The organism is Aeromonas sp. 75A, assembly GCF_051919425.1.
In the GTDB taxonomy this organism is placed as follows: Bacteria; Pseudomonadota; Gammaproteobacteria; order Enterobacterales; family Aeromonadaceae; genus Aeromonas; species Aeromonas veronii.
This window is the reverse complement of sequence record NZ_JBQBES010000002.1, coordinates 3,836,851-3,857,200: the sequence shown is the minus strand read 5'-3', so window position 1 is coordinate 3,857,200 and position 20,350 is coordinate 3,836,851. Positions and strand designations below refer to the sequence as shown.

Here is a 20,350-nt window from a genome sequence, read left to right as displayed (position 1 = left end):
ACCACTATATCAACCGGCACGTACCAAAACTATAGTTTAGGGTATGAAGTTTTTTATATAACCCTATGTTTTACGTGAAAATAATAATCTGGTGCTCAATTATAGGTCAGGAAGTATGAAGGGTCTGCCCAACGCGTGACCTTGCGGGCCATTCAATGAGAGTGCTTTGGCAATGTCCGCCATGGCCGTCCAGCGATTTTCACACCAGGCTGGCGCCAACAGGGTTGGACGGCGCGCGGAGGCCGAAATCCGGTGATACACCACCTCGGGCGGCGTGTGCTGGATCATGGCAACGGCCGCTTCCACATACTGCTCCAGCGTCAAGACCTCAAGGCGCCCCGCCTGCCACGCTTTGCCAAGAGTACTACCCTCAACCACATGAAGCGGATGCAGCTTGATCCCCTCAATACCGGTCTCAACGATACGATGCAAGGTATCGAGGCTGTCCATCGGCACTTCGCCAGGCAGGCCGACGATCAGATGAGCACATACCTTGATGCCGCGCTGATGGGCACGTCTTACCGCATCCTCATAGGCGGCATAACCGTGGCCGCGGTTGATCCGTTGCAGGGTCTTGTCGTTGGCACTTTGCAGCCCGAGCTCCAGCCACACCTCGTAGCCCCGGGCCTGATAGCCCGCCAACAGATCCAGCACCGCATCCGGTACGCAATCGGGGCGAGTGCCCACGCAGAGCCCCACCATATCGCTCACCGACAGCGCCTCTTCATACATCCGCTGCAGATATTCGACCTCGGCATAGGTACTGGTATAGGCCTGAAAGTAGGCAAGATAGCGCTTGGCACGGGTGACTTCGTCCCGGCGAGCCAACAGTTGTTGCACCACGGAGAGTTGCTGAGCCGACTCGTCAGCAAAAGAGGATACGTTGCAGAAGGTGCAGCCACCACGGCCCAGGGTGCCGTCACGGTTCGGGCAGGTGAAGGCCCCGTGGATGGAGAGTTTGTGGATCTTCTGACCATGACGCTGCTTGAGATCCTGACCGAATGTATTGACGAGTTCGTGTAACTGCATGACACCTCCGCTAAAGGAGCGCCATTGTACGAGCTTGCGCAAAACAGGGGCTGAGCTGGATCAAGCTAGCGGAGAGGGCAAAACATATAAATACCCGACCAATTTTGAATAAATATAGAGAAAAAGCGCAAAAAAAGGATTTTTACAGTTCTTTGACGATTCAAACAGTAAACATCCATATGAAAATGAGACCTGATAACCCACTGTTGAACAATGAAAAATTCAAAGAGACCCGACAGCACACAATTGCAAGCATGGGATATTGAAAATGTGATCCCTTCCGCTGTCGGCCACATCGGGTTGGTAAAATTACTACATTCGCCCATCGTCGCCGAGCGCACCATTGAGCCCGTCAATGGCGATATATTTAACCAACAAAATCACACCATACAGAATAAACACTCCATAACTGCGAGCTAATCCCCCTAACCCGACATTTTGTTATGCGAATGTAACCATGAAGACAAACCTGACCTGCGATTGACCTCGCCAGAAAATCCCATTAGTTTGGAGATTCGCCACGTCAGGCAGACGGAACCACAAGAGCCAATCGCAATTTATGCAGTCAGGTGATGACTGTGCGATACAAGGCCGAGCAAGGGAGAAATGCAATGTCACTATATGATCCAAAGCTGGAGAGGGATAACTGTGGCTTCGGCCTGTTGGCCCACATGGAAGGGGAAGCCAGCCACAAGCTTGTCCGTCTCGCGATGTCAGCATTGGCTCGCATGCAGCACCGCGGCGGGATCTCCGCCGATGGTAAGACCGGCGATGGTTGCGGTCTGCTGCTGCAAAAACCGGACAGCTTCTTCAGAGCTGTCGCCGAGGAGAAGGGATGGCACCTTGGCCGCAACTATGCGGTCGGCATGCTGTTTCTCAACCCTGACCCCGTATTGGCCCAGCAGACCCGCGACATCATCGACGCAGAGCTGGAAAAAGAGACCCTGAGTCTGGTCGGCTGGCGCAAGGTGCCCGTCGATACCAACGTACTGGGTACCATCGCCAAAGCCTCCCTGCCCAGCATTGAACAGGTCTTTGTCAACGCCCCGCCCGGCTGGGTCGACAAGGATCTCGAGCGCCGTCTCTATATCGTGCGCCGCCGCATCGAAAAGCGCGTCAACGACGACTACTTCTATGTGGTCAGCCTCTCCAACCTGGTCACCGTCTATAAAGGGCTGTGCATGCCGGTGGACTTGCCGCGCTTCTATCTGGATCTCGCCGACATCCGTATGCAGGCGGCCATCTGCGTCTTCCACCAGCGCTTCTCCACCAACACCAGCCCGCGCTGGCCGCTGGCGCAGCCGTTTCGCTATCTGGCCCACAACGGCGAGATCAACACCATCGCCGGCAACCGCCAGTGGGCCAAGGCGCGCAGCTACAAGTTTGCCACCCCGCTCATTCCCGATTTGCAGGAAGCGGCCCCCTTCGTCAACACCACGGGGTCGGATTCCTCCAGTCTCGACAACATGCTGGATCTCTTCCTCGCCGGTGGTATGGACCTGTTCCGCGCCATGCGCCTGTTGATCCCGCCTGCATGGCAAAAACACCCGAACATGGATGACGACCTGCGCGCCTTCTACGACTTCAACTCCATGCACATGGAGCCGTGGGATGGCCCAGCCGGTATCGTCATGACCGACGGTCGCTACGCCACCTGCGCACTTGATCGCAACGGTCTGCGTCCGGCCCGCTACGTCATCACCAAGGACAAGTTCATCACCCTCGCCTCCGAGGTCGGCACCTGGGACTACACCCCGGACGAAGTGCTGGAGAAGGGCCGGGTCGGCCCAGGCGAGCTGTTCGTGGTGGATACCAGCAACGGCAAGGTGTGGACCAGCTTCGAGATCGATGACGATCTCAAAAACCGTCACACATACAAGCAGTGGATGGATAAACATTGCCGCCGACTGGTCCCCTTCGAGCAGATGGACGACAGCCAGACCGGTAGCCGCGAGTTCTCCGACGACCAGCTGAAAACCTATCAGAAGCTGTTTGGCTACTCCTTTGAGGAGCTGGATCAGATCATCCGGGTTCTCGGTGAGAATGGTCAGGAAGCGGTCGGCTCCATGGGGGATGATACCCCGATGGCGGTGCTCTCCTCCGGCCCGCGCACCCTCTATGACTACTTCCGCCAGATGTTTGCGCAGGTGACCAACCCGCCCATCGACCCGCTGCGGGAAAACCACGTGATGTCGCTGGCCACCTGTATCGGTCGCGAGCAGAACGTCTTCAACGAGACCTTCGGCCACGCCCACCGGGTGCTGTTCCAGTCGCCGATCCTGCTCTACTCCGACTTCCACCAGCTGCTGGCACTGGAAGGTGAGTACTACCGTCATCAGGTGATCAGCCTCAACTTCAAGCCCGAAGAGGGGCTGGAAGCGGCCATCGTGCGCATCTGCGACGAAGCCAAAACTGCTGCCAAGAGTGGCACCGTGCTGCTGGTGCTGTCGGATCGCGATATCAGCGCCGACACCCTGCCGATCCCGGCCGCCATGGCGGTGGGTGCAGTGCAGCGCACCCTGGTGGACAACAACCTGCGCTGCGACGCCAACATTCTGGTGGAGACCGCAAGCTGCCGCGATCCGCACCACTTCTCGGTGCTGCTGGGCTTTGGCGCGACCGCCATCTACCCCTATCTCGCCTACGAAACCCTGGCCAAACAGGTTGAAGAGGGCGTGCTCACCATGTCCCTGCGCCAGGCCATGGTCAACTACCGCAACGGCATCAACAAGGGGCTCTACAAGGTGATGTCCAAGATGGGCATCAGCACGGTCGCCAGCTACCGCTGCTCCCAGCTGTTCGAAGCTGTGGGCCTGGCCAAATCGGTAGTCGATACCTGCTTCCGCGGCGTATCGAGCCGTATTCAGGGTGCCGATTTTGCCGACATCCAGCAGGATCAGCACAATCTGGCCCGTCAGGCATGGCTGGTGCGCAAGCCCCTCCCCCACGGCGGCCTGCTCAAGTTCGTCCACGGCGGCGAGTACCACACCTACAACCCGGATGTAGTGCAGACCCTGCAAACCGCAGTGCGCTCCGGCAACTATGCCGATTACAAGGAGTATGCCCGTCTGGTGAACGAGCGCCCGGTTGCCACCCTGCGCGATCTGCTGGCACTGAAGAAGGTCGACAATCCGGTCGCGCTGGATCAGGTTGAGCCGGCCGACAAGCTGTTCCCCCGCTTTGACTCCGCCGCCATGTCCATCGGTGCCCTCGGCCCTGAGGCCCACGAGGCGCTGGCTGTCGCAATGAACCGCCTCGGTGGTCAGAGCAACTCCGGCGAAGGTGGCGAAGATCCCAAGCGTTTCGGTACCGAGAAAAACTCCCGCATCAAGCAGGTGGCTTCCGGCCGCTTTGGCGTCACCCCCCACTACCTGATGAACGCCGATGTGGTGCAGATCAAGGTGGCTCAGGGGGCCAAGCCCGGCGAGGGTGGCCAACTGCCCGGTGACAAGGTGACTGCCCAGATCGCCCAGTTGCGCTATTCCGTGCCCGGCGTGACCCTGATCTCGCCGCCGCCGCACCATGATATCTACTCCATCGAGGATCTGGCCCAGCTCATCTTCGACATCAAGCAGATCAACCCGAGCTGTCTGGTGTCAGTGAAACTGGTCTCCGAGCCCGGCGTGGGCACCATCGCCTGCGGCGTGGCCAAGGCCTATGCCGACTTCATCACCATCTCCGGTTATGACGGCGGCACTGGCGCGAGCCCCCTCACCTCGGTCAAATATGCCGGCTCCCCGTGGGAACTGGGTCTGGCTGAAACCCAGCAGGCTCTGGTCGCCAACGGTCTGCGCCACAAGGTGCGGCTGCAGGTGGATGGCGGTCTCAAGACCGGCCTCGACATTATCAAGGCGGCCATCCTCGGCGCCGAGAGCTTTGGTTTTGGCACCGGCCCCATGGTGGCGCTCGGTTGCAAATACCTGCGGATCTGCCACCTGAATAACTGCGCCACCGGCGTTGCCACTCAGGATGAGAAGCTGCGTCGCGAGCACTTTACCGGCCTGCCGGAGATGGTGATGAACTACTTCAAGTTCATCGCCGAAGAGACCCGCGAGCTGATGGCCCAGCTCGGCGTCACCCAGCTGACCGACCTGATTGGCCGCACCGATCTGCTGGAAGCCCTGCCCGGCCTCACCGCCCGTCAGGCCAAGCTGGATCTCTCCGGCATTCTGGCCCGTCCGGTGGCACCGGCAGGCTCCAGCCTGTTCAGCCAGCAGCACAACCCCACCTTCGACAAGGGGCCGCTCAACCTGAAAATGGTGGAAGATCTGCTGGAGGCGGTCGAGACCTCAAGCGGTGGCGAGTTCCGCTACGACATTCGCAACACCGACCGCTCGGTGGGTGCGCGCCTCTCGGGCGAGATCGTCAAACGTCACGGCAATCAGGGCATGGCGGCGGATCCGGTCAAGGTGCACTTCAACGGCACAGCGGGCCAGAGCTTCGGCGTCTGGAACGCGGGTGGCCTCGAGATGATCCTCACCGGTGACGCCAACGACTATGTGGGCAAGGGGATGACCGGCGGCAAGCTGGTGATCAAGCCCCATGTCGGCGTGGCGTTCAAATCCCACGAAGCAGCCATCATCGGCAACACCTGCCTCTACGGCGCCACCGGCGGCAAACTCTACGCCGCGGGCACTGCCGGCGAGCGTTTCGCAGTGCGCAACTCCGGCGCCCTGGCGGTGGTCGAGGGGATTGGCGACAACGGTTGTGAATACATGACCGGCGGCATCGTCACCGTGCTCGGTCAGACAGGCGTCAACTTCGCGGCGGGCATGACCGGCGGCTTTGCCTACGTGCTCGACGAGTGCGGCAACTTCGCCAAGCGCACCAACCCCGAGCTGGTGGAACTGCTGGACGTGGCGGATCTCGCCATCCATCAGGAGCACCTGCGCGGCATCATCACGGCGCACCTCAATGAGACCGGCAGCTCGCGCGCCGAGGAGATCCTGGCCAACTTCGACTCCTATGTGCCCAAGTTCAGGCTGATCAAACCCAAGTCCAGCGACGTGAAATCGCTGCTGGGTCACACCAGCCGCTCCAGTGCAGAACTCAGAATCCAGGCGCAATAAGGAGGGAACCCTATGAGCCAGAACGTATTTCAGTTTATCGATGTCCAGCGGGTCGACCCGCCCAAGAAGCCGCTCAAGATCCGTAAAATCCAGTTTGTGGAGATCTACGAGTCCTTCAATCAGCCGCAGGTACAGATGCAGGCGGATCGCTGCCTCGAGTGCGGCAACCCCTACTGCGAGTGGAAGTGTCCGGTCCACAACTACATCCCCAACTGGCTGAAGCTGGCCAAAGAGGGGCGCATTCTGGAGGCGGTGGAGCTCTCCCACCAGACCAACAGCCTGCCGGAAGTGTGCGGTCGGGTCTGCCCGCAGGATCGCCTCTGTGAGGGCTCCTGCACCCTCAACGATCGCTTCGGCGCGGTGACCATCGGCAACATCGAAAAATACATCACCGACAAGGCGTTCGAGATGGGCTGGAAGCCCGATCTCTCGAACGTGGTCAAGACCGGCAAGCGGGTCGCCGTCATCGGTGCCGGCCCTGCAGGCCTCGCCTGTGCCGATGTGCTGGCACGCAATGGCGTCACCCCGGTGGTGTTTGACAAGTACCCGGAGATCGGTGGCCTGCTCACTTTCGGTATCCCCTCCTTCAAGCTGGAAAAAGAGGTGATGCAGCGTCGCCGCGAGATCTTCCAGGGGATGGGCGTGGAGTTTCGTCTCGAGACCGAGGTGGGCAAGGACATCACCTTCGCCGATCTGCTCGGCGAGTTCGATGCGGTCTTCCTCGGGGTCGGTACCTACAAGTACATGAAGGGCGGCTTTGCCAACGAAGAGGCGCCGGGAGTCTATGACGCCCTGCCCTACCTCATCGCCAACGCCAACCGCTTGCTGGGGTTCGAGAAGGCGCAAGCCGACTACATCGACTTCGCCGGCAAGCAGGTGGTGGTGCTGGGCGGCGGCGATACCGCCATGGACTGTGTACGTACCGCCATCCGTCAGGGGGCTGACAAGGTGATCTGCGCCTATCGCCGCGACGAGGAGAACATGCCGGGCTCCAAGCGGGAGGTGAAAAACGCCCGCGAAGAGGGGGTTGAATTCATGTTCAACCTGCAGCCGGTGGCGGTCGAGCTGGATGCCAACGGTCGCACCGTCGGCATCAAAGTAGTGAGCACCGAGCTGGGTGAACCCGATGCCAATGGCCGCCGCAATCCGGTGGTCATCGAGGGCTCAGAGCAGGTGTTGGCCGCCGATGCGGTGGTGATGGCGTTTGGCTTCCAGCCCAACCCCCAGCCCTGGATGGCCGAGTTCGGCATCGAGCTCGACAACCGGGATCGCATCAAGGCCCGCGAGCAGGCGGAGTATGCCTTCCAGACCAGTAATCCCAAGGTGTTCGCCGGTGGCGATGCGGTACGCGGCTCCGATCTGGTGGTGACCGCCATCTACGAAGGACGCAAAGCGGCCGAAGGGATCATGGACTATCTGGCGGTCTGATCCGACCGACCAAGGCCCGGATGCGCTTTTACTATCAGCCCCGCCCATGCGGGGCTGATTTTTTGTAGCTACCCACCCCCTACAAACGCACCACCAGCCACTCCCCCTTGCCGACCGGCACCAGCGAGGTGACAAAAGCGGGGTCCTGCCCGACCTCGTTTATCCACTCCACCATCTCGCTGCGATGGGAGATGGCGTTATCAACCACCAACAAGCCACGGGGCGCCAACAGGCGGCGGATCTGCGGCCACCATGCCCGGTAGTGCTGACGATCCGAATCGAGGAAGATGAGTTGATAACCGCCTTGCGGCAAGGTCGGTAACAGCTCACCCGCATCCCCTGCCAGCAAGGTTACCCAGGGGGCCAGCCCTGCCCTCTGAAAGTTGTCATGGGCCAGCACGCGCTTATCCTCATCCAGCTCAATGGTGGTAACGTGCCCCTCCAGCCGACGCACCGCTTCTGCCAGCCAGAGTGTGGAGTAACCATTGGAGGTGCCGATCTCCAGCACCGCCTGCGCCCCACGGGTCTGTACCAGCACTGACAGCAACTCCCCCGTATCGCGGGTGATATTGAGCAGCTTGCGGTGTCGAGCCTGCTGCATGCTGTCATTGCGCTCGCCAAGCTGCTCCAGCTGGCGTTTTAACTGTTCCAGTTCCATCGATATCCCTTTCGTCCTTGCCCAAAACCGTTAGCCCACACCTCTAGGCTTGGCATTTGGGAGTCAAATGATTGCTTTCAACCGCCATTCACACCACAAAGGATGAGAAAAGGACAACCATTTGAGGCAGAATTTGTGACGTCTATCTGTTACACTTCGCGCCCGCCATTTTCCGGCTCACTCTCTGACTTGATGTCAGGCGCAGCCGTCGGTGGTTACAACCTCCGTCTCGCTCATGCCGAGCTAACCAAGCCAAACACAGCCCAGCTGGAACACAGGAACCCATTATGAGATTTGAATCGTTCGATTTTGCCCCCGAGATTTTGCGTGCTGTCTCAGATTGCGGTTATCAGGAGATGACCCCTGTGCAGCAACAGGCGATCCCGGCCATTCGCCGTGGCCGCGATGTGCTGGCCAGCGCCCAGACCGGTACCGGCAAGACCGCCGCCTTCGCCCTGCCCATCTTGCAGCGTCTGGTAGACAATCCGGCTCCGGTCCAGCCTTCCAACGCCCGTGTGCTGATCCTGACCCCGACCCGCGAGCTGGCGGCTCAGGTGGCGAGCAACATCAATGACTTCGCCAAGTATCTCGATATCACCACCATCACCATCGTCGGCGGTGGCAAGCAGGACGTGCAGGCCAAGAAGCTCAAAGCGGGCGCCCACATCATTGTGGCCACCCCGGGCCGTCTGCTGGAGCACCTCACCGCCTGCAACCTCAGCCTCTCCGGCGTCGAGTGTCTGGTGATGGATGAAGCGGATCGCATCCTCGACATGGGCTTCAGTGCCGATGTGCAGAAGATCCTGCAAGCGGTCAACAAGACCCGTCAAAACCTGCTCTTCTCCGCCACCTTCTCCGACGCGGTGAAGAAGCTGGCCAACCTGATGCTGGACAGACCGCAGATCGTCAGCGTCAACAAGCAGAACTCCACCGCCGACACCGTCAGCCACACCGTCTATCCGGTCGAGCAGAAGCGCAAGCGCGAGCTGCTCTCAGAGCTGATTGGCAAGCAGAACTGGCAGCAGGTGCTGGTGTTCGCCAGTACCCGCGAGAGCTGTGATGTGCTGGTCGAGGAGCTGAACCTCGACGGCATCAAGTCCGCCGTGGTCCATGGCGAGAAGGCTCAGGGCAACCGTCGCCGCGCCCTGCGCGAATTCATGGAAGGCAAGGTACGGGTACTGGTCGCCACCGAAGTGGCCGCCCGTGGTCTGGACATTCCGGACCTGGAATACGTGGTCAACTATGATCTGCCGTTCCTGGCGGAAGATTACGTGCACCGCATCGGTCGTACCGGTCGTGCCGGCAAGCGCGGCATGGCCATCTCCTTCGTCAGCCGTGAAGAGGAGCGCACCCTGCTGGAGATCGAGGCCCTGATCGGCCAGAAGATCCGTCGCATCATGGTACCGGGCTATGAGGTGAGCAGCCGTGACGAGCTGATCAAACAGATGCAAGAGCGTCGTCGCTTTGGCAAGCGCCCGCAGCGTGAAGATAACGCCGTGGCCCAGGTGATGGCCGAAGCCAAGCTGCAGGGTCAGCGCCTCAAGCGTCTGGCCGCCGCCAAGAAGCCCCGTCAGCCGAAATAAGGCGGGCAGTGGCTCTATTGAACCGCAAAGGCGCCACTGGCGCCTTTGCCATCTCTGTCATCGGTGTTGACCTGTGGTGGTCAACTCAAGGATTGCTTATGACCTCTCCGACCTACAATCAGGCCCTGCTCGAGATGGCCACCCAGAGCCTGGCCGAACTGGCCCGCACCGCCGAGCAAAAGGCGGGCAAGCGCACTCCGGCGCAAGAGAGCCACTTTCTCTGCACCTGGATGGCCGACTCCCTCAAGGAGAAGCGCTTCTCCCGTCTGGTGATGGAGGATTTGAAAGCTTGGGTGCAGCTTGGCCGCACGCTGGGTGCGTGCGCCGATCTCAAGGGATTGCTGGAGCGCATCGCCTTCCAATACCAGTGCGCCATGACCAATCCGCAGCAATTGGGAGCCAAGCTGGCTGCCCTGCTGGAGGATCTGACGGCGGCAGGCTGGCTGGTGCTGACCGAGAGCGAGGTGAACGCCAAGCTGCGCCTGCAATCTGGCGGTCAGGCGAGTCTGGTGGTAAGCCATAGCGAGTATCAGGGTCACATCGAAGCAGGTGAGCTTGTCAAACCCCTCACCCTCTATGTGCGCGGTGACGAGAAGGTGCTGGCTGAGGCGGCCTTCAAGCACGGCCTGCTGCTGAGCCAGGGCAACAAGAAGACCACCCTGGTCAAACATCACAAGGCCTACCGGCTGATGCCGGACAACGCCCAACCGGCACTGGCACTGCTGAGCGAGGCTCGCCAGATCGCCTGATCCCGCCAGTGTGCAGCAATAAAAACGGCAGACCCTCATTTAAAGCAGGGCCTGCCGTTTTTTATTGTTCGATGTTTGGTGATGAAGTCTGGTAATCGTTTAGCGGATCTTGAACCCAATCTGGCCCGCGTCACACCACTCGAACATCACCTCCTCGCTCTTGCCGCAGCAACTGCCACCACAGACCCGACTCTCGCGCTTGATGACCCGCCCCTTGCGCATCCAGACGCCGAGCATGGCCTCCACCGCATCTTCCGAGGTGTGGAAGTGGCGAGCCAGATCGCGCCTGCTCACCTTCTGCTGCGCGGCGAGGTAATCCCCCAGCTCACGCAGGATCATAAGGTCACCACCTTGCGGGCAACGATGTCACCGTGACGGCGACCGGCCCACCAGAGCAGTCCCAGAGAGAGGCCGTAGCTGACGATCCAGAACAGGCTCTGCTCCGGATGAGCGGCAAAGGTCGCGACCTGATAGAAGAGGGTCGCGCACATAAAGGCCATATAGTTGCACCATACCGCCGTCATCAGTGCCCACTGACGACCGGTTTCCCGCACCAGCGCGCCCATGGCGGCGGCGCAAGGCATGTAGAGCAGCACGAACAAGAGGTAGGCAAAGGCACCGGCCGCCCCGTCGAAGTGGGTCTGCATGTTGCCGTAGGTGGAGACATCGACCTCCTGCGCTTCGGCGGCAGCTTTCTGGTCGTCGAGGTTGCCAACATCAAGCCCCATGGGGTCGCTCGGGTTGATCTCCGCCAGATTGGCCGCCACGGCATCGATCGCTTCGTGGAAACTGGCCACCAGCGAGAACTCGCTCTCCTCCTCTGCATCGCCACCACCTGCGTAGAGGCTGTTGAGGGTCCCGACCACCGCCTCTTTGGCGAAGATACCGGTGACGATACCGACTGTGGCCTGCCAGTTGTCATCGCGTACACCTATGGGGTGCAGCACCGGGGTCACCGCCTGGCTGATCTTGCTCAGCACCGAGCTCTCCTGCTCCTGATGGCCAAAGCTGCCATCGGTACCCAGGGAATTGAGCACGCTCAGCACGGCGACCACCAGTACGATGGTTTTACCGGCGCCAAAGACGAAAGATTTGAGCTTCTGCCAGGTCTTGATGGCAACGTTGACCGGACGCGGCCACTCGTAATCCGGCATCTCCATCAGCATGGAGTCGCTCTTGCCCGGCAGCAGGGTGCTGCGCAGCAACAGGCCGGTGAGCACCGCCACCAGAATGCCGATGAGGTAGAGACCGAACACCAGGTTCTGGCCAGACTCGGGGAAGAAAGCCACCGCAAACAGGGCGTAAACCGGCAGACGGGCACCGCACGACATGAAGGGGGCCATGGCGGAGGTCATCAGCCGCTCCCGCTCGGAGTTGAGGGTACGGGTCGCCATCACCGAGGGGACGGTACAGCCAAAGCCCATCAGCATCGGCACGAACGCCTTGCCCGGCAGGCCGAGGCGGCGCATCAGGGCATCTACCACGAAGGCGGCACGGGCCAGATAGCCGGAGCTCTCCAGCACCGCGAGGAACAGATAGAGGCAGCCAATCACCGGAATAAAGGTGGCCACGGTCTGCAAGCCAACGCCAAAGCCGTCCGCCAGAATGGCGCCCAGCCACTCGGGGGCATTGACCAGCCCCAGCAGGTGGTGCACCCCATCGACAAACAGGGCGCCGCCCATGATGTCAAAGAAGTCGATAAAGGCGCTGCCAACGTTGATGGCAAACAGGAACATCAGGTACATGACAAACAGGAAGAAGGGGATGCCAATCCAGCGATTGAGCAGCACCCGATCCAGCCACTCGCTCTGGGCCTCGGTGAGCTTGCCCTTCTGCTGACGAGCCTGTTGTACCCACTGGTGGATATGGCCGTAGCGAATATCCGCCAGTTGCAGGTCGATATCCTGTCCCTGATGGGCGCGAGCCACCACATTGGCGGCGGCCGCCTGCTGACCGGGCAGCAGGGTTTCCTGCATCACCGCATCCTCTTCCAGCAGGCGCAGGGCGCGACCACGGGTAGTGAGGTGATGCGGGGCGAGCAGGGTCTCCAGCTCCGCCAGATCGGTTTCAAGCTCATGGCCGTAATCGAGCTGCAAGGCGGCTTGCGGCTGACCGATAAACTGCCGGATCTGCTGCTTGAAGGCGGCAACCTGCTTGCTGTTGTGGGCAGAGAGGGCCACTACAGGGCAACCGAGGGATTTGCCGAGCTTGTTCTCGTCGATGACGATGCGGCGCTTTTGCAGGATATCCAGCTTGTTGAGCACCACTACCATGGGCAGGCCCAGTTCGCGCAGTTGCAGCGTGAGGTAGAGGGAGCGCTCCAGATTGGCGGCGTCGATGACGTTGAGCAGCAGGTCGGGTTGTTGGCCCTGGGCAAAGCGGCTGGCGATCTGCTCGTCCAGACTGCCATCCTGACTGGCCAGGCTATAGATGCCGGGCAGATCCATCAGCTTGAAGTGATGTTCACCCGCGCTGAACTCACCCATCTTCTTGTCGACGGTGACACCACTCCAGTTGCCTACCTGCTGGCGGGCGCCGGTCAGGGCGTTGAACAGGGAGGTCTTGCCGCTATTGGGGTTACCTACCGTTACCAGGGAATAATTCATACCAGCTCTACCTCTATTTTCTTCTGAACCCGCCGCGTGCGTGTGGCAAGCCGCTTTGCAGGTTCGACTTCTTGTCTCTGAACCGCTCCCGGTGACGTTCCTTGACCGGAGCGGCAGCCGAACAGGGGGTTATACCGGCTCGACTTCTATTTGCTGGGCCAGACTCTTTTGCATGGAGAGACAGATCCCCTGGCACTGGATCTGGAGCGGGTCCCCCAGGGGGGCGGAGCGCAGATAGATGACTTCAGTCTGGGGCAACAGGCCCATCACCATCAGTTTGCGGCGCAGCGGCCGGGCGAGCTGATTCATATTCTTGATGCGAGCACTCTGTCCCGGTGACAACTGCGTGAGTACCATGACTGACTCCTGAAGTTAAACAATAATAATTCGCTTTTACTTGGGGCATTATAAGCTGTGTCTTCAACTTTTATTTGAGTAAAATCAAACTCCGCTTAGCTAACCCATAAAGTATTGCCATGAGTCACGACAACAACAGCCGCCTCGTTTACAGCACAGATGGCGGCATGATCAAGGAGCAGAGCGCTCCCCAATCCGCCTCCCCCTTCCCCACCGACGGCACCGTGCGCATTCGCCGCGAGACCAAGGGGCGCAAGGGTGCCGGGGTGATCACCATTCATGGCGTACCCGCCGATCAGCAAAAATCCCTTGCCACCCTGCTCAAGAAAAAGTGCGGCACCGGAGGCGGTATCAAGGAGGGAGTGATCGAGATCCAGGGGGATAAACGGGACCTGATCAAAACCGAGCTGGAGAAAGCCGGTTTCAGTGTCAAGCTGGTGGGTGGCTGATCCCCTTGTCACTCATGCGGTTTTTCCCTAGAATGCCCGCTCCCATCGAGGGGGAGTAGTCTCGCACGCCGGTGCCATCCATTGCATGAATACCGGTTTGCGACCCTGATCAACATACTTGGTGCCAAATCACCATGGTCAGGGTGATCCATGCCAGCCATGGATTTGACAAGACCTTTGACGGGCCAGTGCCAATACCGGGGACGGATGGCGCAGGCTTGTCTTTGGTTTATAACAATTCCGTCCCCCGGTCATTTTTATGGAAGCCTTGTTAACCTCAACCCTCAGCGTCGCCATTGCCGAAATCGGCGATAAAACCCAGCTGTTGGCGTTGCTGCTCATCTGCCGTTTTCGCAAGCCCTGGCCCATCATCGCCGGCATGCTGGCGGCTACCTTGCTCAACCATGCGGGCGCTGCCTGGATTGGTGAGTTCATCAGCCGCTGGCTCGATCCCAAGATAATGACCTGGCTGGTCGCCATCGCCTTTATCGCCATGGCTATCTGGATTTTGGTGCCGGACAAGATGGATGACGAGGAGAGCTCGCTGGATAAATACGGCCCCTTTATGGCCACCTTCGTGCTCTTCTTCATCGCCGAGATTGGCGACAAGACCCAGATCGCCACCGTATTGCTGGCCGCCAAGTATGACTCGCTGGTGCAGGTCATTACCGGTACCACCCTCGGCATGATGCTGGCCAACGTGCCTGTGGTGCTGATCGGCAAGCTGGGGGCAGACAAGCTGCCGCTCAAGGGGATCCGCATCGCCTGCGCCATCCTCTTCGTCGGCCTTGGGGTGAGCACTCTGATCTTTGCCTGATCGCCTTTTCCGCTGACCAAGCCCTCCCCTGTGGAGGGCTTTTTTGTTTGCAGCTTTGTCTATTGCGTAATCCGCTGTCGCAACCACCAGCCGCAGAGCCAAGGGGCAGTGCACGGTTGCGGGTGCCTCATGCCATAATGGGGCAAACCTCGCGGAGTCCCCCCATGCACAACGTATCAAGAGAGACGCTTCTCGAATGGGTCAAACAGGGACGGCTGGCGCCAGAGAAGCTGGCGGACGCCCTGACCCTCGCCGATCTTCCCCCCCATCCGGCGCGCTGGCAGTGGCTGTTTGACCGGCTGCTGCTCTGGCTCGGCGCCCTCTGTATCGGGGCTGGCCTTATTTTCTTCGTCGCCTTCAACTGGCAAGAGCTGGGCCGGGTCTCCCGCCTCGCCCTGCTGGAGGCGCCGCTGCTCGCCATGCTGCTTCTGCTGTGGCGCAAACCGCTGGGGGATACCCCCCGTCAGGCGCTGCTGCTCGCCATCGCCCTCAATATCGGCGCCCTGCTGGCGCTGGTGGGTCAGACCTACCAGACCGGCGCCGATCCCTGGCAGCTGTTCGCCACTTGGGCGCTGATGCTGGTGCCACTGGCGGTATTTGGCCAAAGCCCCCTGCTCTGGACCTTAAGCTGGCTGCTCGGCCAGCTGGCGCTGGTGCTCTACTGGCGGCTCGGCCTGTTCACGTTCTTCTTTAACTTCGATGAAGAGGGTTTGGGCTGGTGCCTGACCCTCCTCAACGCCGCCCTCTGGGGTCTGCTTCTGCTGGCACCAAACCGCTGGCGCCTGATGCCAAGCTGGCTGGCGGGCCTGGCTGCCGGTCTGGGGGCCACCCTGCTCACCCTGCTGGCGCTGTTTGATGCTGCCTCCCCGCTGGTGTGGCCACTCTGGCTTGGCTGGCTCGCTGCGGCCTATGCCCTGTGGCACCACAGATTTATCGCCGGACTCGCCATGGGGTGCCTCAGTCTGATTGCCGTCATCCTCGCCACCCTTGGTAAATGGATGGAACCCGACATCAATGGCTTTTTGCTGCTGAGCCTGATCGCCATCGGCCTTTCCGTCACCGCCGCCCGCTGGCTGCAACAACAACGGAGGTCTCATGAGTGATCTGACCCTTTGGCAAACGCTGCAACAGGCCAATCTGGTGGAGGGGGAGATGCCCCGTGATACCCAACCCCACTGGTCGAGCCGCTTTCTGCTGGGGCTGGTAGGCTGGATTGCCGCCCTGTTCCTGCTCTTTTTCCTGTTTCTCACCTTCGAGCAGCTGACCCGCGAGGCCAACAGCGCCCTGCTGCTGGGGGCCGTGCTGCTGGCGGGGGCCTACGCCCTCAATCGCAGCCAAAGCGGCGATCTCTGGGATCAGTTCGTACTGGCCCTCACCCTGGCGGCCGATGCCTGGCTGCTCTATGGCCTGCTCGATCAGCTGGATCTCCATCACGCCCTGCTCTGGTTCGGTCTGTGCCTGCTCTCCCTTGCCATCGCCGTGCTGTTCGATCACTGGCTGGTGCGGCTGTTTCACAGCGTGGCGGCGGCCCTGCTGCTCACCCTTGGCCTCGCTTGCCTCGGGCTGCAACTGCTGGCGCTGCCGCTAGTGATGGCGGCCATCACCTTCTGCTGGCTGCGGGCAGATAGGGATCCAGAGCGTCACCAGCTCTACCACTCCATCACGCTGGGGCTCGCCCTCTCCCTGCTGGTGCTGGGCCGTCTGCACCAACCGCTCTGGGATGGCGGCAGCAGCGTGCTGGACGAACTGGGGCTGTCTCGCCTGCCGCTCTGGCTCAATCCCCTGATCTGCGCCGCCCTGCTGCTGGCGGTGATGGTGAAACTCAAGCTCCCCCTGCTGTTTGGCCTGCCGCTGGTGCTGATCAGCGCCATCATCCCCGGCATGGGGGCAGGCGCACTGGTGCTGATCCTCGGCTTTTATGCCGGCAGTCTGGGGCTGATGACCCTCTCGGCCCTGCTGCTGCTCGGCTATGGCTCGCTCTATTACTACGATCTGGGGCTCACCCTGATGACCAAATCCTGGCTGCTGCTGGGCTCCGGCATCCTGCTGCTGGGTGCCCGCCAGCTGCTCACCACCTTCGCGGCAAGGAGCGACTCATGAAACCCGTCACCCGACAGCTCGCCCTGTTGCTGAGCGGCCTCGCCATCCTGGCGGGCATCAATGCCACCGTCTGGCGCTATGAGCACGCCATGAGCAGCGGCGAAGTGGTGCTGCTGCGGCTCGCTCCGGTCGATCCCCGCTCCCTGATGCAGGGGGATTACATGCGGCTCAACTATGAAATTGCCCGCGAGCTGACCAGCCGCGACACCCGTGCTAATCAAGACAAGGGCAGCGATACCCTGGTGATACGCCTCGATGCCCATCAGGTGGCCACTCTGGTGGCCGATGGCAAACCGGATCGGCTCGCCAGCGATGAGCGGCTATTGCAGGTGCACCAGAGCGAACGGCAGTGGCAGATCGGCCCCGATGCCTACTTCTTTGAAGAGGGCACGGGGGAGCAGTACGAAACAGCCCGCTACGGTGAGTTCCGGCTGCAAGCGGATGGCAAGACCCTGCTGGTGGGGCTGCGGGATGAGGCCTACCAGCCCATCGGGCAGATCCGCGCCCGCTGGTAACGGCAGTGAGTGGCTATTTACTCTGTTCATGGTCACACTCAAGGGAAGGTTGATCGCTAAGGATGTTCCCAATGAGGATATGGCTGATCTGTCATCTGTTGCTGCTCTGCTGGGCCTCGACGGCCCGGGCTGATCTGGGCAAGCTCGAGTACCTCACCGAAGAGTACCCCCCCTACAACTTCAGCGATCCGCAAGGCCAGCCCACCGGCCTTGCGGTCGATCTGCTGCAGATGATCTGGCAACACAGCGGCGTGACACCCCAGCCGGTGCGCATCCTGCCCTGGGCGCGAGGTTATTACTTGCTAACCCAGAAGCCCAACGTGGTGCTCTTCTCCACAGCCCGCACCCAGGCGCGGGAGGATCTCTTCAAGTGGGTCTGCCCCATCGGCTACTCGGAGTACATACTGCTGGGCCGCACAGCGCAGAACATCACCCTGACCGCTTTCGAACAGATGAGCCAATACAAGATCAGCGCGGTGCGCTCGGACGCCGCCGAACAGCTGCTGCTCAACAACGGCATGGATGACAACAACATCATCCCGGCCAACCGCTTGTCGCAGGGATTGAAGATGTTGCTGTCCGGCCGCGCCGACCTGCTCGCCACCAGCAAGCTGGCGGGATATGACGCCATCCGCGAACTGAAGCTCAATGGCGACGACTTCAACGTGGCCATGGTGCTGAGCGCAGAGCAGCTCTGCTACGCCTTCAGCCGTCAGGTGCCCGACAGCGAGATCACCCTCTTTCAGCAGGGCCTGACCCGCGCCCTCGCCTCGGAAGAGTTTCGCAAATTGCAGGCCAAATACCTGCCGGTGCGCTGAGCACTCACTCACCCGACGGGCAGCGGTTCGCTGCCCATTTTATTGATGAAAGATACAATAGAGGTGGCTAGCTATTCCCGCCGCAAGCAGTCAAACTGGGCTACATAGTTGATTGCGAAGGATCTTTCCCGTGCGGACATGGCACCTACCTCATCTGCTACTGCTCTTGTGGGCCACCTTCGCGCAGGCCGATCCGGGCAAACTCGAGTATCTGAGCGAAATCTCTCCCCCGTTTAATTTCAGCGACCAGCAAGGGATGCCGACCGGATTGTCGGTGGAGCTGATGCAGCTTATCTGGAAAGCGCGCGGCGTGTCGCCCCAGCCCATCCGCATTATGCCCTGGGCCCGGGGCTACAACCTGCTGCAACAAAAACCCAATGTGGTGCTGTTTGCCACCGCCCGCACCCCGCAGCGGGAAGCGCTTTTCAAGTGGGCCTGCCCCATCGATCACTCGGAGTTTGTGCTGCTGGGGCGCAAGGCGGACAACATCACCCTCGGCTCGGAGGCCGAGATCAGCCGCTACAAGGTCGGCGTGGTGCGCTCTACCGTCTCCAAACAGCTGCTGCTCGAACGCGGTATCGATGAGCGCCAGCTGATGCTGGCCAACCGCCTCACCCAGGCGGCCAAAATGCTCACCTCAGGTCGCGCCGATCTCTTTGCGACCAACAAGCTGGCGGGCTATCAAACCCTGCAACAACTGGGCTTCAAGCCGGATGACTTTCATGTCGCCTTCGTGCTGGATGCCAGACCGCTCTGCTACGCCTTCAGCCGTCAGGTGCCCGACAGCGAGGTCGCCCTCTTTCAGCAGGCGCTGACCCAGGTCGTCGCCTCGGCGGATTTCTCGGCCCTGCAAGCCAAATACCTGCCGCTGCGCTAACGCCCTGATCGCCGCCGTCATAGGGCGCGGGATGGGACTGTGCACCCATGCTTTTTTGCCAAACATGCCCCATCGCCTTGGCGAAATCGGCCAGCTTGGTCACACTTGAGCAGATATTCCCTTGATCAGGATGGCAAAAATGAAACCATGGATTGGATTGGCCGGGGCGCTGCTGGCCACCCTCGCACAGGCGAGTCCTGAGCTTGGCAAACTGCACTACATCACCGAAGAGTACAAACCCTACAACTACGCCGATGCCAGCGGCGCCCCCACCGGCCTCGCGGTCGAGCTGCTGCAACTGGTGTGGAAAAAGACCAATACGCCAGCGCAGCCCGTCACCATCATGCCGTGGGCGCGCGGCTACTACCTGCTGACCCAAAAGCCCAATGCGGTGCTCTTCTCCACCGCCCGCACCCAAGCGCGGGATCCCCTGTTCAAGTGGGCCTGCCCCATCGGGTATGCCGAGATCGTGCTGGTGGGGCTGGCCGATCGCAATATCACCATCACCAAGCTCGACGATGCCAAGACGTTCAATATCGGGGCGGTGCGAGCCGATGTGGGGGAGCAATTGCTGCTCAACAACGGCTTTGACGAGACCAAACTGATGGCCGCCAACCGGCTGGCACAGGCGCTCAAGATGCTCACCTCCGGCCGGGTCGATCTGGTCTCCACCAACAAGACCACCATGGAGCAGCTGATCGTCGAGCAAAAACTCGACCCCGCCCGCTTCAAGGAGCAGTGGGTGCTGAGCTCGGAGCAGTTCTGCTTCGCCTTCAGCCATCCGGTGAGCGACGAGCTGGTCAAGGAGTTCCAGACCGGTTTGACCCAGGTGCTGGCGAGCAGCGAATACCCGCTGCTGCACAGCAAATACTTCCCAACCCCCGCAGCCAAATAGCGGAACCGCGTCGAGCACCCACAACAAGGGGCCCACCGCGGGCCCCTTCGCTTTTTTCCGTTTGCGCTTCACTCTTTTTACCGTTTGCACTCCTCTCGCGGCGTCACCCCACCGCCCTGCCACTGCCAAGCCCCGACAATCATCAACTAATCGCTAATTAATAAAAGTTTGTGCCAGCGCAAAAAATCACTCTTTTCTGATAGTTAGCTCATCAAAACCATAGATAAGACCACTCTGGCTCCGTAATATGGCGACGGGCGTCTGTTGACCCCTTTTCCGAGATCAATGGTCAACGGCGCAATCTGGTAGCGACAGTCAGGGGCGGTAGCGACTTTAGCGTAGGGTCGATTAGCGAAGCGTAATCGTCCGCGGTAACCGTCCCCTCTCCCCTTGCGGGAGA

The 20,350-nt window shown here is 60.6% G+C and carries 17 protein-coding genes; 12 read left to right on the top strand and 5 right to left on the bottom strand.

Translation table 11 applies throughout. The features are described from left to right. Positions 1-99 precede the first annotated feature (99 nt). Positions 100-1,029: a TIGR01212 family radical SAM protein gene (locus tag ACTG2T_RS17970; RefSeq protein ID WP_005350979.1), complete on the bottom strand. Its 930-nt coding sequence runs from the start codon at positions 1,027-1,029 to the stop codon at positions 100-102. Positions 1,030-1,640: 611 nt separating this feature from the next. On the opposite strand from ACTG2T_RS17970, the gene gltB reads away from it, so the two are divergent. Next, on the top strand, positions 1,641-6,098 hold the full coding sequence (gltB, locus tag ACTG2T_RS17965) for a glutamate synthase large subunit (protein ID WP_127006444.1): 4,458 nt from the start codon (positions 1,641-1,643) through the stop codon (positions 6,096-6,098). Positions 6,099-6,110: 12 nt separating this feature from the next. Continuing rightward, positions 6,111-7,526 (top strand): FAD-dependent oxidoreductase, encoded by a 1,416-nt coding sequence (locus ACTG2T_RS17960; protein WP_042056188.1) that lies wholly within the window; start codon positions 6,111-6,113, stop codon positions 7,524-7,526. A 79-nt stretch (positions 7,527-7,605) separates the two neighbouring features. Here ACTG2T_RS17960 and ACTG2T_RS17955 read toward each other — a convergent pair whose 3' ends face one another. Further along, the gene (locus ACTG2T_RS17955; RefSeq protein WP_127006443.1) at positions 7,606-8,184 is read right to left on the bottom strand and encodes an O-methyltransferase; all 579 of its coding nucleotides are present in this window, start codon (positions 8,182-8,184) and stop codon (positions 7,606-7,608) included. A 287-nt stretch (positions 8,185-8,471) separates the two neighbouring features. On the opposite strand from ACTG2T_RS17955, the gene ACTG2T_RS17950 reads away from it, so the two are divergent. Together ACTG2T_RS17950 and ACTG2T_RS17945 are read left to right on the top strand one after the other, a co-directional pair. Beyond that, entirely contained in the window at positions 8,472-9,767 is a 1,296-nt protein-coding gene (locus ACTG2T_RS17950) for a DEAD/DEAH box helicase (RefSeq protein ID WP_330125576.1), read from the top strand. Between the two features lie 98 nt (positions 9,768-9,865). Then, a complete protein-coding gene (locus ACTG2T_RS17945; protein WP_330125575.1) occupies positions 9,866-10,516 on the top strand; it encodes a DUF2913 family protein in 651 nt (216 codons plus the stop codon). A 99-nt stretch (positions 10,517-10,615) separates the two neighbouring features. Here ACTG2T_RS17945 and ACTG2T_RS17940 read toward each other — a convergent pair whose 3' ends face one another. The 3 genes from ACTG2T_RS17940 to ACTG2T_RS17930 all read right to left on the bottom strand — a co-directional run bounded on the left by ACTG2T_RS17940 (position 10,616) and on the right by ACTG2T_RS17930 (position 13,479). After that, positions 10,616-10,855 (bottom strand): FeoC-like transcriptional regulator, encoded by a 240-nt coding sequence (locus tag ACTG2T_RS17940; RefSeq protein ID WP_005346763.1) that lies wholly within the window; start codon positions 10,853-10,855, stop codon positions 10,616-10,618. Beyond that, positions 10,852-13,122: a Fe(2+) transporter permease subunit FeoB gene (feoB, locus tag ACTG2T_RS17935; protein WP_330125574.1), complete on the bottom strand. Its 2,271-nt coding sequence runs from the start codon at positions 13,120-13,122 to the stop codon at positions 10,852-10,854. The genes ACTG2T_RS17940 and feoB overlap by 4 nt, the downstream gene beginning before the upstream one ends. Before the next feature lie 129 nt (positions 13,123-13,251). Then, complete coding sequence (locus tag ACTG2T_RS17930; protein ID WP_005337384.1) at positions 13,252-13,479, bottom strand: FeoA family protein; 228 nt, start codon at positions 13,477-13,479, stop codon at positions 13,252-13,254. A gap of 119 nt (positions 13,480-13,598) precedes the next feature. Between ACTG2T_RS17930 and ACTG2T_RS17925 the strand changes: the two genes are divergently transcribed. The 8 genes from ACTG2T_RS17925 (at position 13,599) to ACTG2T_RS17890 (ending at position 19,950) form a co-directional block, all read left to right on the top strand. Further along, positions 13,599-13,928, top strand: coding sequence for a translation initiation factor (locus ACTG2T_RS17925; RefSeq protein WP_005337385.1), 330 nt, complete (start codon positions 13,599-13,601; stop codon positions 13,926-13,928). A 259-nt stretch (positions 13,929-14,187) separates the two neighbouring features. Further along, positions 14,188-14,745, top strand: a complete 558-nt coding sequence (locus tag ACTG2T_RS17920) for a TMEM165/GDT1 family protein (protein WP_005337386.1) — start codon at positions 14,188-14,190, stop codon at positions 14,743-14,745. Between the two features lie 164 nt (positions 14,746-14,909). Then, entirely contained in the window at positions 14,910-15,848 is a 939-nt protein-coding gene (locus tag ACTG2T_RS17915) for a DUF2157 domain-containing protein (RefSeq protein WP_330125573.1), read from the top strand. After that, positions 15,841-16,845, top strand: coding sequence for a DUF4401 domain-containing protein (locus ACTG2T_RS17910; protein ID WP_330125572.1), 1,005 nt, complete (start codon positions 15,841-15,843; stop codon positions 16,843-16,845). Before ACTG2T_RS17915 ends, ACTG2T_RS17910 begins: the two co-directional genes overlap by 8 nt. Next, complete coding sequence (locus ACTG2T_RS17905; protein WP_139472792.1) at positions 16,842-17,360, top strand: GDYXXLXY domain-containing protein; 519 nt, start codon at positions 16,842-16,844, stop codon at positions 17,358-17,360. Before ACTG2T_RS17910 ends, ACTG2T_RS17905 begins: the two co-directional genes overlap by 4 nt. 71 nt (positions 17,361-17,431) lie before the next feature. Beyond that, complete coding sequence (locus tag ACTG2T_RS17900; RefSeq protein ID WP_330125571.1) at positions 17,432-18,178, top strand: substrate-binding periplasmic protein; 747 nt, start codon at positions 17,432-17,434, stop codon at positions 18,176-18,178. Between the two features lie 130 nt (positions 18,179-18,308). Further along, positions 18,309-19,055 (top strand): substrate-binding periplasmic protein, encoded by a 747-nt coding sequence (locus ACTG2T_RS17895; RefSeq protein WP_043819315.1) that lies wholly within the window; start codon positions 18,309-18,311, stop codon positions 19,053-19,055. A 139-nt stretch (positions 19,056-19,194) separates the two neighbouring features. Next, positions 19,195-19,950, top strand: coding sequence for a substrate-binding periplasmic protein (locus ACTG2T_RS17890; protein ID WP_075115588.1), 756 nt, complete (start codon positions 19,195-19,197; stop codon positions 19,948-19,950). Positions 19,951-20,350: the final 400 nt, after the last annotated feature.

Coding starts and splice junctions, on each gene's coding strand:
- ACTG2T_RS17970 (WP_005350979.1), bottom strand. CDS start 1,029: ATGCAGTTACACGAACTCGTCAATACATTCGGTCAGGATCTCAAGCAG.
- gltB (WP_127006444.1), top strand. CDS start 1,641: ATGTCACTATATGATCCAAAGCTGGAGAGGGATAACTGTGGCTTCGGC.
- ACTG2T_RS17960 (WP_042056188.1), top strand. CDS start 6,111: ATGAGCCAGAACGTATTTCAGTTTATCGATGTCCAGCGGGTCGACCCG.
- ACTG2T_RS17955 (WP_127006443.1), bottom strand. CDS start 8,184: ATGGAACTGGAACAGTTAAAACGCCAGCTGGAGCAGCTTGGCGAGCGC.
- ACTG2T_RS17950 (WP_330125576.1), top strand. CDS start 8,472: ATGAGATTTGAATCGTTCGATTTTGCCCCCGAGATTTTGCGTGCTGTC.
- ACTG2T_RS17945 (WP_330125575.1), top strand. CDS start 9,866: ATGACCTCTCCGACCTACAATCAGGCCCTGCTCGAGATGGCCACCCAG.
- ACTG2T_RS17940 (WP_005346763.1), bottom strand. CDS start 10,855: ATGATCCTGCGTGAGCTGGGGGATTACCTCGCCGCGCAGCAGAAGGTG.
- feoB (WP_330125574.1), bottom strand. CDS start 13,122: ATGAATTATTCCCTGGTAACGGTAGGTAACCCCAATAGCGGCAAGACC.
- ACTG2T_RS17930 (WP_005337384.1), bottom strand. CDS start 13,479: ATGGTACTCACGCAGTTGTCACCGGGACAGAGTGCTCGCATCAAGAAT.
- ACTG2T_RS17925 (WP_005337385.1), top strand. CDS start 13,599: ATGAGTCACGACAACAACAGCCGCCTCGTTTACAGCACAGATGGCGGC.
- ACTG2T_RS17920 (WP_005337386.1), top strand. CDS start 14,188: ATGGAAGCCTTGTTAACCTCAACCCTCAGCGTCGCCATTGCCGAAATC.
- ACTG2T_RS17915 (WP_330125573.1), top strand. CDS start 14,910: ATGCACAACGTATCAAGAGAGACGCTTCTCGAATGGGTCAAACAGGGA.
- ACTG2T_RS17910 (WP_330125572.1), top strand. CDS start 15,841: ATGAGTGATCTGACCCTTTGGCAAACGCTGCAACAGGCCAATCTGGTG.
- ACTG2T_RS17905 (WP_139472792.1), top strand. CDS start 16,842: ATGAAACCCGTCACCCGACAGCTCGCCCTGTTGCTGAGCGGCCTCGCC.
- ACTG2T_RS17900 (WP_330125571.1), top strand. CDS start 17,432: ATGAGGATATGGCTGATCTGTCATCTGTTGCTGCTCTGCTGGGCCTCG.
- ACTG2T_RS17890 (WP_075115588.1), top strand. CDS start 19,195: ATGAAACCATGGATTGGATTGGCCGGGGCGCTGCTGGCCACCCTCGCA.